We start from the raw sequence: 13,303 nt of genomic DNA, 5'->3' as shown, positions 1-13,303 counted from the left end.
CGAGCCATGGAGAGCGCGTTGCCTGGATCAGTCGCCGACTTGCACCGCCTGGCCCGCCGCGAGTTCGGCCGCCTGCAGCAACGGCCTGAGCTCATTACCAGCTTCTTTCGGCACGCAGGTCTCTAGTGAAGATCATTAGCATCTCAGCATCTCAGTAGTCAGAGCCGAACCTGGAAGTTAGCCGATCATCTCGATGATGTGACGGATCTCCTCGCGCGAGAGGCCAGACGGTTGTGGTTTGGCGGCTGCCTTGATCTGTTGGGTGTCTTTCGACGGCTGCGGTTTGTGCTTCGGAAGCTGGGTTTGCGTTGAAGTAGACATAGATTTCCTGTCGGCGCATCGGATCATGTTCCGAGCAGCCTTTCGTGGTTGAAGTTGTCGTATGCAAAGCAACGACGTGTAAGCTCGCCTAAACGAGCTGGAGAGTAGCAATCGATTGGAACGGAAAGCGGGCTCGGCGCTCGATCACGAGCAAGGGAGAGCAGGCCGAACACGTCGGTTGATTTGCCCAACATGAAGGACGATTGAGCCTTTTGCAAGACCAATCTCCTCTACGGCAGTGTGCCTTGTATTCGCCGCAAGGGAGCACTAGATAATGCTTATCGACATTTGGCCGGACAATCGGGCCGTTTCGCCTTGGTATGCCAGGCGCACGTTCAGACCCTCTTCCCAAACATCGACGAACCGAGTGCAGGGACATGCTTTTTGCATGCCCTCCGTTCACGTGCGCTTGCGCCTACAAACCAAGGATATTTCCATGAATACGGGGATTGTTAAGTTCTACAACGATCAAAAGGGCTTCGGCTTCATCCAGCCCGACAATGGCGACAAGGACGTGTTCGTTCACGCCACGGCTCTTGAGCGCGCCGGCATCCGCGGTCTGCGCGAAGGCCAGAAGGTTTCCTTCGACACCGCCGAAGACCGTCGCAGCGGCAAGGTCGCCGTCAACACCATCCAGACGGCGTAATTGCCGTTGGATACAGGCGCCGTGGTGCGCCACGCCGTTTGGCAAAGCCGCCCTTCGGGAGCGGCTTTTTGTTTTCTACAAAAGGATTTTGCAATGGCTAAGGAAGAACTCATTACATTCGAAGGCGAGGTCGTCGAGATCCTGCCGGATGCGCGCTATCGCGTGAAGCTCGAGAGCGGTCACGAGATCGTCGCATACACGGCCGGCAAGATGAAGAAGAACCGCATCAAGACGCTCGCGGGCGACCGCGTCACCGTCGAGATGTCGCCGTATGATCTCGACAAGGGCCGGCTCATCTTCCGTCATAAGGACAGCGGCTCGGGTGCTCCCCGCCCGGGAGCTCCGCGCCGTCCGCAGTTCCGCCGCCGGTAAGGTGTGCAGCGGAACGTCAAGGAACAAATCACGATGCCCGAAAAGACTTGGACGTTCGAGGCCGGCGACCGTGTGCCGGAATGGCTCATGCGTCAGATCAACTGCGTGTTGCGGTTCGACCGCGACGCTGTCGTCGTCGAGAACAACAGCGAATTCCAGATCTATCCGGCCAGCGCGATGAGCGACGACGATACGATGGTGCTGGCCGAAATCATCGATCAGCAGATCGATGCCGAGGTTGAGCAGGTTCTGCCGATTATAGCCCACACAACCCCCCGGTCGATGTCCCTTAATTGACGAGAGGAGGCTTTTCCATGAGCCACAAGTATGCGATTGGCCAGTTGGTTCATGCCGCTGGCACGCACTTTGCCGACCGCACAAGCGGTATTTATGAAGTCATTCGTCTGATGCCCGAGAGAGACGGCGAGTTCAGCTACAGAATCAGGAATACCGCGAGCGGGACGGAGCGCGCTGCAGGCGAGTCCCAGATCCGCACCGTTGACGCCGGACATGGCGTGCGGGCGTCGGCATCCGTTGACCGCTGATTCATTCCAAGGGAGCCACCCATCGTGCAGCGTATCCGCTCTACTCTCTTTGACGTTCTGCTGGCCATCTGGACGGGCCTCTTCGTACCCGTCCTGGCACTCCTTTGGCTATGCGGCTCCCCGGAGCGTGGCGTTCGACTGGCGTCACGGTTGTGGGCTCGCGGCATACTCGTCAGCCTGAAGTGCCTCGTTGGGCTGACCTATGCCGAGCGGGGCCAACACAATATTCCTGACGGACCCTGCCTGATCATCGCCAATCACCAGTCAACCTGGGAGACGCTCGCGTTCCTGATCCTGTTTCCGGATGTTGCCATTGTCGCGAAGCAGGAATTGCTGACGATCCCTGTCTTCTCCTGGTTCCTGCGCAAGTCGCCAATGATCCTGATCGACCGGGAGAGCGGCTCGAAGGCTGTCCGGAGGATGGTGCAAGGGTGCCAAGCGGCGCTGGCGCAGGGCCGTTCCGTGCTGATCTTTCCCGAGGGAACGCGAAAGCCGGTTTCCGAGCCGATCGAGTTCAAGCGCGGAGTTGAGTTGTTATACCCCAAGCTCGATACACCGGTTCTTCCCGTCGCTCTGAATTCAGGACACTTCTGGGGACCCGGCCGGCCCTACAAACGAGCGGGAACAATCTCGGTTTCTTATCTTGATCCGATTGCCCCAGGTCTGGCCGGCCATGAGTTCATGCGCAAGGCGGAGGAACTTCTTGAGGCTGAGAGAAAATCCTCGTGGCCTCAGGCCGCTTAAATCCAGTACCTGATGATCGGCGTCTCGCCGGGTCCATGCCCAGCCGGCCGTAACGGTCGGCTGACCCAGCTCGTAGTTGCTTATCGTTCGGCAACCAGCTCGATGAAGGGCTCAAGACTGGCATAGGGCAGCGTAAACTTCTCGCCTCGGAACAGCATCGGGACATCTTGCCCGCCGGCGAAGCCGGAGGCCAGCTTGCTCCGAACCGTGAAGGTCTCGCCGGCTGTCACCTGCCCCCAGGATTCATCGGTGTGATCCATGATGCCAAGCTCGTTCAGCTTCGCGTCGACGGTCTGCGTCCGAGCGTGAGAAGGCAGTTCACGGAGGCTGCTTTCGATATCGCCACGCATGGCAGCATATGCGGGGTTGCGAACCTTATAGCGAAGCTCTGTATCCTGAGTGAAGCGCCATACGGAACCGATCGCCATCTGTTGCTGCTTGGTGACCGGCTTCTTCGCAGTCTTCTCGCCTTTCGTTGCAGACTTGGCGCGGGCCGGAGCCTCGGCAGGCTGAACGTCGGCGATCAATGCCCATTTGCTCGACCATTCCACCGCCCGATAATCGCCCTTGGTGAGGCGATCGGTGAACTCGAGAATGTCCTGATCAATGGGACGTTTGCCACCACTCGCTTCGAAGTACCGCAGCCGCATCTCGTCCGGAAGCAGCAGGTAGAAGTTGTCGCTCTTCACGTCCACATCGAAGATGTTCGTGACCTTGACCACCTGATCGCGGGTGGACGGAGCCTCAACGCCATCACCCGTCGGGTAGACACTGGTTCCTTTGGGAACGCGGATGTAACCGCCCATCTGAATCTCTGACATGTGTTCTTGTCTTTCTGTTAGGTGATCGGCAGTTGCTGAGACGGCCAAAGGCTTGAAATGGGAACGGCACCCGAAGGTGCCGTTTCTGTTGCTAGGCTGTCCCGAGCCCCGGATGGTTACGCCGCGAGGCGCACCGCACCCATGTCAACGTTGTCGTTGGCATTTATGAATTTGCACTGTTGAGGCCGTAGCTCAGCCTAATCGCAACCTAGCCTTTATTGCGCCCAGTCGAACCCATGTCGCCCCCATCAAAAACACACCGGGACGGCAGCCTGACCTCAACGAAAGGCCAGTCGCCCAACATCCGTCTTGCGGTACCTGGACGGCCGGTGTGCTTGTGGTGGAGGCGGCGGGAATCGAACCCGCGTCCTAAACGCCTATTCCACTCTGCCTCTACGATCATAGTCAGGCGAACCTGACAACTGCGATATAGACATCCGAAGGCACAATATCCAGTCTTAAAGCAGACGATCTTTTCTGATGCAGCGATGAACCCGGTTCGGCGGCCCGCACTCTGCTGGTGGGCTCAAGTGAGATTGGTTCCCGAAGCAGCCACAAATATCCTGGTCTGTGAATAGCCGGGAACGGCCTGCCTTGCCGAAGCCTCTCAGCAGGTCCTGGGACCGGCGCAGATTTTCCCGGGCCATCTTCACCTGTTCGGCCACCTCAGCGGTCAGACGCACCATCCGCGCGCCGCGCTCCTTGGCCGTCCTGACGGCTCCGCACAGCTTGACCGGATGCCGTCCTGCCTGACGCTCCAGCACCTCGGAGAAGGGCAGCACCAGAACCAACTCGCCCGCAGCATTCACAATCTCGAAGGCATAACATCTCGGATTGCAGCCCTCCGCGAGCCACTCCTGTGCCAAGTCCGTGGCGGTCTGGAGCGCCTCCAGATAAGCGGCTTCAACATCGGGACAGTCCATTCCCGTGTCATCCTGCTCAAAGCCCTGAGGGGTCACCTCGGAGATGAAAGAAGAAATGCGGCATGGCCGTTATCCCACTCCCTTTGTCCGTAGGGGCTCCTCCTGCTGGTCGGGGCGGTCCAGCTCGGCTCGGTCGGGCCTCACCATGTGATCGGTTTCTCTGAGTACCTTGCGCGACTGTTCCAGCGTCTCTCGGAAGGTCCGCATTGCATGCGCATCATAGTCGGCACGCGTCATCGGTGTTTTAGGAGGATCGGCCATGGCGGCGCTCCTTGAGCCTTGCAGGCGGGAGCCCACGTCTCTCTCAGTCACCAGCGCCTACGGGTTCGGAACGGCTGGTGATGGCAGCACTATGGGCCCGCTCGGCCCAGAAGTCCAAGCGAGGCCGCGGGTTTCCGAGAAGCCCCTTTTTGACAAGCGGTTCAGCCCTGGCGAGGGCATCGAGGATGAGCCACCGGTGGACGTACCACTGCTCAAGGGTCAGTTCCAGGTTCCGAAGGAACTGCTCGGCCAGGGTGGTATCCCAGCCTTGCCGCCTCATCTGCTCGATCAGCATGATCTGCTCGGCCACACGCCGCTCACCCGCAGCGATGTCCCGCTCCGCCTTGGCCAGATCCTCGCGCTCTTTGCGCCTGTCGGGCATGGTGCTGCGATCATGCGCCCGATTCCGTCCACGTGAAAGAGGCAACGCTAATTGCAGGATCCCTTTGGAATGCTGCCAAATCTTCAAGGCACTACTCGGCTCGCGCGATTTGCCACCCTGTTTATCCTTGGGCTACCCTTTACTCCGCTATCGAAGGAAACGTGCATTTGCGACGGCTTGTTGTCATCTCCAATCGCGTGGCTATTCCAGACACTAGCGGAAAAGCCGCTGCTGGAGGCTTGGCCGTAGCCCTGCACGAGGCCCTTCAAGCCTACCAGGGCCTGTGGTTCGGCTGGAGTGGCAAGGTGTCAGCCCATCCGGCGGTCCATCCCAAGATCATCGACAAGGGACAGGTGCAGTATGCCGTCATGGACCTGACGGCGCTCGACCGGCAGGAGTACTATAATGGCTTCGCCAACCGAGCACTCTGGCCCATCATGCACTATCGGATTGGCCTGTCGGAGTTCTCACGGGCTGATTACGCAGGGTACCTGCGGGTTAATCGCAGTTTCGCCAATGCACTGGCCCATCTGATCCAACCTAACGATCTCGTCTGGGTTCACGACTATCACCTCATCCCCCTCGCGAGCGAGCTGCGGGCTGTCGGCATAACCAATCCGATCGGGTACTTTCATCACATTCCCTGGCCCGCTCCTGAAGTGTTTGGAGCGCTTCCAGGCAGCAGCGAGCTCCTGCGCGTCATCCCGGACTATGACCTTGTGGGCGTGCAGACAGAGCGGGATGCCGACAACCTCAGACGCAGCCTCGTCCAGGAAATTGGCGCCATCCACCGCAGAGCAGATCTTCTCGACGTCGGAAGCCGCCGTGTCCGCATCAAAAGCGCTCCAATCGGCATTGACGTCAATGGGTTCCAGCACGCAGCCCAACGTGCTGGCTCAACCCGGCTTCTGAAGCAGACGATTGCCGGTCTGGGGTCCCGCAATCTGATCATCGGCGTTGATCGGCTGGATTACTCAAAGGGCATTCCTGAGCGCATGGAGGCTTTCGAGCGCTTTCTGGTCAGCCATCCGGAGCAGCGGGGACAGGTGACCTATCTGCAGATAGCCCCAACGAGCCGCAGCGAAGTGCCTGAGTACGCAACCCTCAGCCGAGACGTGAACGAGACGTTGGGGCGGATCAACGGCTCGTTGGGTGAGCCTGGCTGGGTGCCGATCCATTACGTGACCAGCACCTATTCTCGCGCCGTCCTTGCTCGCCTTTATCGACTGGCGCGGGTTGGGCTCGTGACCCCCATGCGGGATGGGATGAATCTCGTGGCCAAAGAATACGTGGCGGCTCAGGACCCGCAGGATCCCGGTGTTCTCATTCTGTCGAAATTTGCCGGGGCTGCTGAAGAGCTCACGGATGCCCTCATCGTCAACCCGAACGACAAGGTTGAAGTCGCAGAGGCTATTCAGCACGCGCTGCACATGAGCCGGGAGGAGCGGGTCGCTCGCTGGCAAGCCATGTCGAAAATTCTGTGGGACTCCGATGTGAAACGGTGGGCGGCGGCATTCATCAAGGATCTCGCCAGTCACAAGACAAGCAAAGCCCGCAGCCGAATGGTGCCGGCCCAGACAGTCCGTGCTGGCCAGTAGTGGCCGCTGATGAGTGTGTGATGTCGCAACGCCGTCTATCCGACAGGCTGGCTCAGGTATTGGTCGATTGAAGACGTGCCTGCGTAAGTAGGCTGCATGCCGAGAAGCCTTCACGGAGCCGGAGCGGGCGAATTCAGTGTCGTTGGTGGATGGTTCTGAAAGCGTATCACATAAGGATCGACGCTACCCTCATGCCTCGGAGAGTGCTGGAATCTGATCCGTCCTGGCATCAACACGTCGATTCACGGCCTTCGTGGTTCACCCGATAGCTGCTATGCTTTTGGTTGAACCAGGACTGGGGGAAAGCTTGGACGTCATCGTGACCCCAACAGACGACGGCAAGGCATGGAACCTGACCGATCTGCTCGGCCGCTCGATGGGACGCATTGCAGAGACATCCGATCAGCAGTTTACGATTTACCTGGCCGGCCATGCTTTGGAGAGCATGGCCGGCATGAGCCATGGGCCTTACATGTCGCTCGATGCGGCCCTGGCTGCAATCGAGAAGCACACGCGAGGCGTCTGCCGGCGCTATCCAGGCGAAGATCGCCCATGATCCCTGGCGGCTCGAATTCCGCCTTTGCTCGACCCTTGAGGGACAAACCATGCGGATCCGCGTTGGCTGCGAGATGACCTACGAGTTCGGGCAAGTCACGCCCATGATCGCGATCCTCAATGTGCACTCGTCGAGAGTGTCCGACCTGGAGCGGCCCGATTACCTGATCACGACGCCAGTCGTACCTGTGGAGGGGTACCGGGACAGTTTCGGGAACTGGTGCAACCGACTCGTGGCCCCGGCCGGCAGGATCAGCCTCACGACAGAAACCGTGGTCCGCGACACAGGCCAGTGGGACGTGACAGATCCGGGAGCCGAGCAGATCCAGATCCACAGCCTTCCCGCAGAAACCCTGCTCTTCCTGCTGGGAAGCCGATACTGCGAAACGGATTGCCTCTCCGACGCTGCCTGGAACCTGTTTGGAACAACGCCGTTGGGCTGGGCTCGCGTGCAAGCGATCTGCGACTATGTGCACGATCATATTACCTTCGGCTACGAGCACTCACGGGCAACGCGCACGGCTGCTGAGGCCTTTGAGGAAAAGCGTGGTGTGTGCCGTGACTATGCTCATCTGGCGCTCACGTTCTGCCGGTGCCTCAACATCCCGGCCCGTTACTGTACCGGCTACATCAGTGACATCGGCCTCCCGCCGCCTCACGCGCCGCAGGATTTTGCCGCTTGGATCGAGATCTTTCTGGGTGGTCGCTGGCATACCTTCGATCCCCGCAACAATGATCCGCGCATCGGCAGGATCCTGATCGCCCGCGGCCGCGATGCTGCCGATGTGCCGCTGACCCTCACCTTTGGGCCAAGCACTCTGGTGGATTTTCGGGTGACAAGCGAGGAATTGATAGAACCTGAGCGCTAACCTGCGGTTTGCTCCTCGTCTGGCGTTGTCACATCCAACAAGTAAAGGCCACTTTGGCGATGAGCCCTGGCGGCCTAAGTCATTGAAAGTGCACAATCTAGAGCAACGGACCCAAAAGTGGACCCACTTTTGGGTCCGATGCTCCTGCTCTTGGCTGGCGCATCGTTCGAGGCGGAAAACCGGATCCACTTTTCCGCACGATGCGCTAGTATTCGCGCGAGGGACAGTATAGGTAAGTAAAACTCGTTGATGTGACAACGCCTGCTGGCGGCGCTGCTGAGTGAGGCCTCGGATCCGCTCAACCGACGAGACCATCAGGTTCTGCGCAATCTCTGCGGCGTGGCTCTTGTGACCCGCCGCAGCGGCAAACGCTGCGTGGTCACCATGCGCCGGGCGGCCCACATGAGGCCCCGGCTGGCGCTGTACCACTTGGTCGCGGGTTGCGATCCAGCGCGATGCCGCCAGCCGATCCCGGTATGCTCAGCTGCGCGAGCGCGGCCATTCTCATCCACGCGCCCTGCGCAGTGTGGCCGACCATCTCCTGAGTGTGGCCTGCGCTATGCTGAGGAACGGGACTTTCTTCAACCCTGAGGCCACCCGCAGGCTGCCATCCACCTCATAAGCCCGATCAACGAAACCGCTTAGCACCGGCTTGTCAAAGGTGGGGAATCCCATCAGAATCCGCCACAGCCAGACATTCCTGTCCCGCGGCAGCCTGATCTGCCAGCACCTAACCCTGAGCCTGACCTGCCACCTCCCCAGCCTCCCGACTTGACGGGGATGACGTCCCGAAGCTGGGCTAATACCCACCCAATGAATTTCTGACTTGCATTTGCGATGACGTGCGTGGCGTGATTCACTGAGGAGCGGGGCGCTGTTGATGGAGGTCAGCATGGCCGGGCTCCCGATCCGTCAGGACGACGCGCCATCAGATCTGCGCTCGCGGGCGACCCGTGAGAAGGACTGTCGGGCCGCCCTGCGGCTCCTGGCCATTGCCAATGCGCTCGAGGGCATGACGCGGGCCGAGGCGGCGCGGCTGGCCGGAATGGAGCGTCAGGCTCTGCACGATGCTATTCGGCGCTTCAATACTGAGGGACCCGACGGTCTGCACGACCATCCTCGTTCCGGCCGCCCGGAGCAGCTCAGTCCCGGTCAGCAGGCGGCGCTGAAGGCGCATATCCTGCGCGGGCCGGAGCCCGGGCGCGATGGGGTCAGCGCCTGGCGCTTGGTCGACCTGTGCGAGCATGTTGAGCAGACCTACGCGGTCAGCTACAGCCAATGGGGTCTGTCCCGCCTGCTCAAGCGCCTCGGCCTCTCGCGCCAGAAGACCCGGCCGTCTCATCCGAAGGGCAATCCGGCCGCGCAGGCGGCGTTCAAAAAAGCAACTCCGCTTAAGGCTACAGGCCATCGCGGCGGAGCATCCTGACGCGCATCTTCAGCTCTGGTGCCAGGATGAGGCACGCTTTGGTCAGAAGGGCCGGACGACACGGGTCTGGTATGAGCGTGGGGTGCGCCCACCTGGGGTGATCGACCAGCGTTACAAGAGTCTGTACCTATTCGCGGCTTGTCGCCCGGGAACAGATGATGTCTTCGCCCTGGCCCTGCCGCGAGCGGATGCAGACACGATGGAGGTGTTTCTGGAGCACTTTGCCCGGCAGCTTGCGCCGGGCGTGCACGCGGTGATGATTCTGACCGGACCAAGCGGGCTGGCACGATGAGCGGGCCTTGCACGTGCCTGCCAACATTACCCTGCTGCCGCTGCCCTCCGCGTCGCCCCAGCTGAACCCGGTGGAGCGTGTCTGGCTGTACTTGCGCGAGCGGTATCTCTCGCATCGTGTGCTGGACGACTATGGGGCTGTGCTCGATGCAGTCTGCCGTGCCTGGAACAAGCTCGTCGACGAGACAGGCCAGCTCACAACCCTCACTGCTTATCCTATCTCACCGCGTCAGAAATTCCGTGAACGGGTATAAGACTCTTCTGATCTCCACACCTCCGGTGTTGCTCTGTCCTTGGCCTAAGGCAGAATGAGACGAAGCCAGCAGAGTAAGCACGGCCGCTTCGTTATTAGCATGCCTTCAGCTTCCGCCAAGGCGGCATCCGCGAACCTCCGCGTCTCAATCCGCATCCGAAGCCGCTGGCGCGGGGTGCTTGCGCGCCTCGAGCTCAGCCGCGTGCCACTCGAGAAAGAGGCTGTAGCCGACCGCCAGCAGCGTTGGGCCAAGGAACAGGCCGATGAAGCCGAAGGCAAGGATGCCGCCGATGAACCCGAAGAGGCCGAGCACCACGGGCAGGTTGTTGGTCTTGCCGAGGAGATAGGGCCTGAGGACATTGTCGATGCTGCTGACGAGGAGCAATCCCCATGCCGCGACGAAGATCCCCCACCCAACCGCTCCCTGGACAAGGAGCCACAGCGCGACCGGGCCCCACACCAGTGGGGGCCCCGCCGGCACGAATGACAAGCCAAAGGTCAGCAAGCCGAGCAAGGGCGCCTGAGGCACACCGGCGATCCAAAAACCGATGGCAGCCAAGAGGGCTTGGACGAGTGCCGTGCCGATCAGGCCGTAAACGACACCCTTCACGGTCGCACCCACGACTTTGAGCAGGTGCCGGGCGCGGGGGCCGGCAAATCGTTCAGCGATCTGGTGCACGTAGGCTGCCATCTGCCGGCCGTGGCGATAGAAGAAGAAGGCGATGAATACACTTAGACCCAGCTCGAGAAGGCCGACGCCGGCCACCGCCCCGCCGGCTACGGCGATGTCGGCGGCAGGGCCGATCAGCTTCTTGAGCTCAACGATGAAAGCGGGTGCGTTGTAGGCCAAGCTCGCCCAATAGGCAGCCAGGCTCTCGCCGACCACCGGGAGTTCGGCGACCCAACGTGGTGGCGTCGGCGGGCCTTGCTCGAGGACGCGAGTCGCCGCCGTGATCAAACTACTTATGCTGTCCGCCAGTGTCGCCACCATGATGGCAAACGGTGCGACCAGGACAAGGGCAACCAGCAGTGTCATCAGGGCGGCGGCCAGTCCCCTACGATCGCCGAGCCCCCGCTCGCACCAACTGTAGACAGGCCACGTAGAGAAGCATATGACCGCTGCCCACAGCAGGGCTGACAGGAAGGGCCAGAGTACTACGGCGCAACCGATCGCCAGCAGGAGGAGGGCGCCGATCCCGAGGATCTGTTCGTTGAGCTTGCCGAGGGGTATCATGACCGATCACTCCCATTGCGGCTGAACCTCTACCCACACCTGGGCCGGCGGTTCTGTCGCAAATTCGAAGTATAGGCATTTCTAGCGCTATTGTGGCGTTAAGGCAGCGGCGCTAAGCCGTTGATTCTACAGTGACCGGTCACTACGGATCCGCCAGTAGAGGCAAGTAAAAAGCGAATTTGCGACAGAACCCCTGAACGCTGACCTGAAGCACGCCGTGACCCGCAAGCCGCCGGCCCGCAGCAAGCCCGAACTCAAGCGCGCCGTCATTAGCCACATGCGCCGGCTCGCCAAGTTGCCCGAACGGATCCGCCGCTACTTTGGGCATCCATCTTTCCGTTATGCCGCGTAGTTCAAGATCACCCAAGCCGGATCAATAAATTGAGGACGTTAGGGGCGACCAGCCCATCAGATCCAGGCCCTCCGTATTCGACTCCTAGCGATCGTTACTCTCTTTTTGCCAGTCCCTTTCTCCTGCGGGGCCTGCTTGCCTTGTTGGCGGCCAGATCCTTGATGAATGCCGCCGCCCACCGTTTCACATCGGAGCCCCGCAGAATTTTCGACATGGCCTGCCAGCGGGCGACCCGCTCCTCCTGGCTCATGTGCAGCGCGTGCCGAATAGCCTCTGCGACTTCAACCTTGTCGTTCGGGTTGACGATGAGGGCATCCGTGAGCTCTTCAGCAGCCCCGGCAAATTTCGACAGAATGAGAACACCGGGATCCTGCGGGTCCTGAGCCGCCACGTATTCTTTGGCCACGAGATTCATCCCATCCCGCATGGGGGTCACGAGCCCGACCCGAGCCAGTCGATAAAGGCGAGCAAGGACGGCGCGAGAATAGGTGCTGGTCACGTAATGGATTGGCACCCAGCCAGGCTCACCCAACGAGCCGTTGATCCGCCCCAGCGTCTCGTTCACGTCTCGGCTGAGGGTTGCGTACTCAGGCACTTCGCTGCGGCTCGTTGGGGCTATCTGCAGATAGGTCACCTGTCCCCGCTGGTCCGGATGGCTGACCAGAAAGCGCTCGAAAGCCTCCATGCGCTCAGGAATGCCTTTTGAGTAATCCAGCCGATCAACGCCGATGATCAGATTGCGGGACCCCAGACCGGCAATCGTCTGCTTCAGAAGCCGGGTTGAGCCAGCACGTTGGGCTGCTTGCTGGAACCCATTGACGTCAATGCCGATTGGAGCGCTTTTGATGCGGACACGGCGGCTTCCGACGTCGAGAAGATCTGCTCTGCGGTGGATGGCGCCAATTTCCTGGACGAGGCTGCGTCTGAGGTTGTCGGCATCCCGCTCTGTCTGCACGCCCACAAGGTCATAGTCCGGGATGACGCGCAGGAGCTCGCTGCTGCCTGGAAGCGCTCCAAACACTTCAGGAGCGGGCCAGGGAATGTGATGAAAGTACCCGATCGGATTGGTTATGCCGACAGCCCGCAGCTCGCTCGCGAGGGGGATGAGGTGATAGTCGTGAACCCAGACGAGATCGTTAGGTTGGATCAGATGGGCCAGTGCATTGGCGAAACTGCGATTAACCCGCAGGTACCCTGCGTAATCAGCCCGTGAGAACTCCGACAGGCCAATCCGATAGTGCATGATGGGCCAGAGTGCTCGGTTGGCGAAGCCATTATAGTACTCCTGCCGGTCGAGCGCCGTCAGGTCCATGACGGCATACTGCACCTGTCCCTTGTCGATGATCTTGGGATGGACCGCCGGATGGGCTGACACCTTGCCACTCCAGCCGAACCACAGCCCCTGGTAGGCTTGAAGGGCCTCGTGCAGAGCCACGGCTAAGCCTCCTGCGGCGGCTTTTCCGGTAGCGTCTGGAACAGCCACACGATTGGAGATGACAACGAGCCGCCGCAAAGCACCTTCCCTTTTGTCGCATGGCGGAGGGTAGCCAAGGACGAACACCGTGGCAAATAGCGCGCACTAGCTAAGTGGTGCATCCGGCAGGTTGCGGGGTATAATGGCAGCCCCTTCTGACCTGCTGGCGGAGGCGAGCCATGGCACCAGTCTGCTTACGGGAGATGACCGCTGCTGAGCATGCGGCGATCCACAAG

The 13,303-nt window shown here is 60.5% G+C and carries 19 protein-coding genes and 1 other RNA gene; 13 read left to right on the top strand and 7 right to left on the bottom strand.

Annotated features, from left to right (window positions below; translation table 11 throughout):
• Positions 1-177: 177 nt before the first annotated feature.
• Complete coding sequence (locus ACS5Q1_RS41485; protein WP_203446297.1) at positions 178-321, bottom strand: hypothetical protein; 144 nt, start codon at positions 319-321, stop codon at positions 178-180.
• A 436-nt stretch (positions 322-757) separates the two neighbouring features.
• Between ACS5Q1_RS41485 and ACS5Q1_RS41480 the strand changes: the two genes are divergently transcribed.
• From ACS5Q1_RS41480 to ACS5Q1_RS41460, 5 genes are all read left to right on the top strand, one after another.
• The gene (locus ACS5Q1_RS41480) at positions 758-967 is read left to right on the top strand and encodes a cold-shock protein (protein WP_473103703.1); all 210 of its coding nucleotides are present in this window, start codon (positions 758-760) and stop codon (positions 965-967) included.
• Between the two features lie 93 nt (positions 968-1,060).
• A complete protein-coding gene (gene infA / locus ACS5Q1_RS41475; protein WP_203446296.1) occupies positions 1,061-1,339 on the top strand; it encodes a translation initiation factor IF-1 in 279 nt (92 codons plus the stop codon).
• A 33-nt stretch (positions 1,340-1,372) separates the two neighbouring features.
• The gene (locus ACS5Q1_RS41470; RefSeq protein WP_473103702.1) at positions 1,373-1,636 is read left to right on the top strand and encodes a hypothetical protein; all 264 of its coding nucleotides are present in this window, start codon (positions 1,373-1,375) and stop codon (positions 1,634-1,636) included.
• 17 nt (positions 1,637-1,653) lie between these two features.
• On the top strand, positions 1,654-1,884 hold the full coding sequence (locus tag ACS5Q1_RS41465; protein ID WP_473103701.1) for a hypothetical protein: 231 nt from the start codon (positions 1,654-1,656) through the stop codon (positions 1,882-1,884).
• A gap of 24 nt (positions 1,885-1,908) precedes the next feature.
• Entirely contained in the window at positions 1,909-2,628 is a 720-nt protein-coding gene (locus ACS5Q1_RS41460) for a lysophospholipid acyltransferase family protein (RefSeq protein WP_473103700.1), read from the top strand.
• A gap of 80 nt (positions 2,629-2,708) precedes the next feature.
• Here the strand turns inward: ACS5Q1_RS41460 and ACS5Q1_RS41455 are convergent, their stop codons facing one another.
• The 4 genes from ACS5Q1_RS41455 to ACS5Q1_RS41440 form a co-directional block, all read right to left on the bottom strand.
• Entirely contained in the window at positions 2,709-3,449 is a 741-nt protein-coding gene (locus ACS5Q1_RS41455; protein ID WP_473103699.1) for a hypothetical protein, read from the bottom strand.
• Positions 3,450-3,523: 74 nt separating this feature from the next.
• Positions 3,524-3,908, bottom strand: a transfer-messenger RNA (tmRNA) gene (ssrA, locus tag ACS5Q1_RS41450).
• A complete protein-coding gene (locus ACS5Q1_RS41445) occupies positions 3,908-4,408 on the bottom strand; it encodes a DUF6894 family protein (protein WP_473103698.1) in 501 nt (166 codons plus the stop codon). Before ACS5Q1_RS41445 ends, ssrA begins: the two co-directional genes overlap by 1 nt.
• A gap of 268 nt (positions 4,409-4,676) precedes the next feature.
• A complete protein-coding gene (locus ACS5Q1_RS41440) occupies positions 4,677-5,015 on the bottom strand; it encodes a hypothetical protein (RefSeq protein WP_473103697.1) in 339 nt (112 codons plus the stop codon).
• Between the two features lie 167 nt (positions 5,016-5,182).
• On the opposite strand from ACS5Q1_RS41440, the gene ACS5Q1_RS41435 reads away from it, so the two are divergent.
• The 7 genes from ACS5Q1_RS41435 to ACS5Q1_RS41405 all read left to right on the top strand — a co-directional run bounded on the left by ACS5Q1_RS41435 (position 5,183) and on the right by ACS5Q1_RS41405 (position 10,008).
• On the top strand, positions 5,183-6,613 hold the full coding sequence (locus ACS5Q1_RS41435) for an alpha,alpha-trehalose-phosphate synthase (UDP-forming) (protein WP_473103696.1): 1,431 nt from the start codon (positions 5,183-5,185) through the stop codon (positions 6,611-6,613).
• Between the two features lie 319 nt (positions 6,614-6,932).
• Positions 6,933-7,169 (top strand): hypothetical protein, encoded by a 237-nt coding sequence (locus ACS5Q1_RS41430; RefSeq protein WP_473103695.1) that lies wholly within the window; start codon positions 6,933-6,935, stop codon positions 7,167-7,169.
• Between the two features lie 49 nt (positions 7,170-7,218).
• A complete protein-coding gene (locus ACS5Q1_RS41425) occupies positions 7,219-8,037 on the top strand; it encodes a transglutaminase-like domain-containing protein (RefSeq protein WP_473103694.1) in 819 nt (272 codons plus the stop codon).
• A gap of 261 nt (positions 8,038-8,298) precedes the next feature.
• The gene (locus ACS5Q1_RS41420) at positions 8,299-8,628 is read left to right on the top strand and encodes a transposase (RefSeq protein ID WP_473103705.1); all 330 of its coding nucleotides are present in this window, start codon (positions 8,299-8,301) and stop codon (positions 8,626-8,628) included.
• A gap of 301 nt (positions 8,629-8,929) precedes the next feature.
• The gene (locus ACS5Q1_RS41415) at positions 8,930-9,463 is read left to right on the top strand and encodes an IS630 family transposase (protein WP_473103693.1); all 534 of its coding nucleotides are present in this window, start codon (positions 8,930-8,932) and stop codon (positions 9,461-9,463) included.
• The gene (locus tag ACS5Q1_RS41410; protein WP_473103704.1) at positions 9,378-9,755 is read left to right on the top strand and encodes a transposase; all 378 of its coding nucleotides are present in this window, start codon (positions 9,378-9,380) and stop codon (positions 9,753-9,755) included. Before ACS5Q1_RS41415 ends, ACS5Q1_RS41410 begins: the two co-directional genes overlap by 86 nt.
• A gap of 13 nt (positions 9,756-9,768) precedes the next feature.
• Positions 9,769-10,008: a hypothetical protein gene (locus tag ACS5Q1_RS41405; protein ID WP_473103692.1), complete on the top strand. Its 240-nt coding sequence runs from the start codon at positions 9,769-9,771 to the stop codon at positions 10,006-10,008.
• Between the two features lie 144 nt (positions 10,009-10,152).
• On the opposite strand, the gene ACS5Q1_RS41400 is transcribed toward ACS5Q1_RS41405, so the two are convergent.
• Positions 10,153-11,241 carry an AI-2E family transporter gene (locus ACS5Q1_RS41400; protein ID WP_473103691.1) on the bottom strand — a complete coding sequence of 363 codons (1,089 nt, stop codon included), beginning with the start codon at positions 11,239-11,241 and terminating at the stop codon, positions 10,153-10,155.
• A gap of 217 nt (positions 11,242-11,458) precedes the next feature.
• On the opposite strand from ACS5Q1_RS41400, the gene ACS5Q1_RS41395 reads away from it, so the two are divergent.
• Positions 11,459-11,593: a hypothetical protein gene (locus tag ACS5Q1_RS41395; RefSeq protein WP_473103690.1), complete on the top strand. Its 135-nt coding sequence runs from the start codon at positions 11,459-11,461 to the stop codon at positions 11,591-11,593.
• Positions 11,594-11,687: 94 nt separating this feature from the next.
• On the opposite strand, the gene ACS5Q1_RS41390 is transcribed toward ACS5Q1_RS41395, so the two are convergent.
• Complete coding sequence (locus ACS5Q1_RS41390; protein WP_473103689.1) at positions 11,688-13,106, bottom strand: alpha,alpha-trehalose-phosphate synthase (UDP-forming); 1,419 nt, start codon at positions 13,104-13,106, stop codon at positions 11,688-11,690.
• Positions 13,107-13,303 lie beyond the last annotated feature (197 nt).

It is taken from the genome of Microvirga sp. GN3 (assembly GCF_055792825.1).
This window is presented reverse-complemented; position numbering and strand designations above follow the sequence as displayed.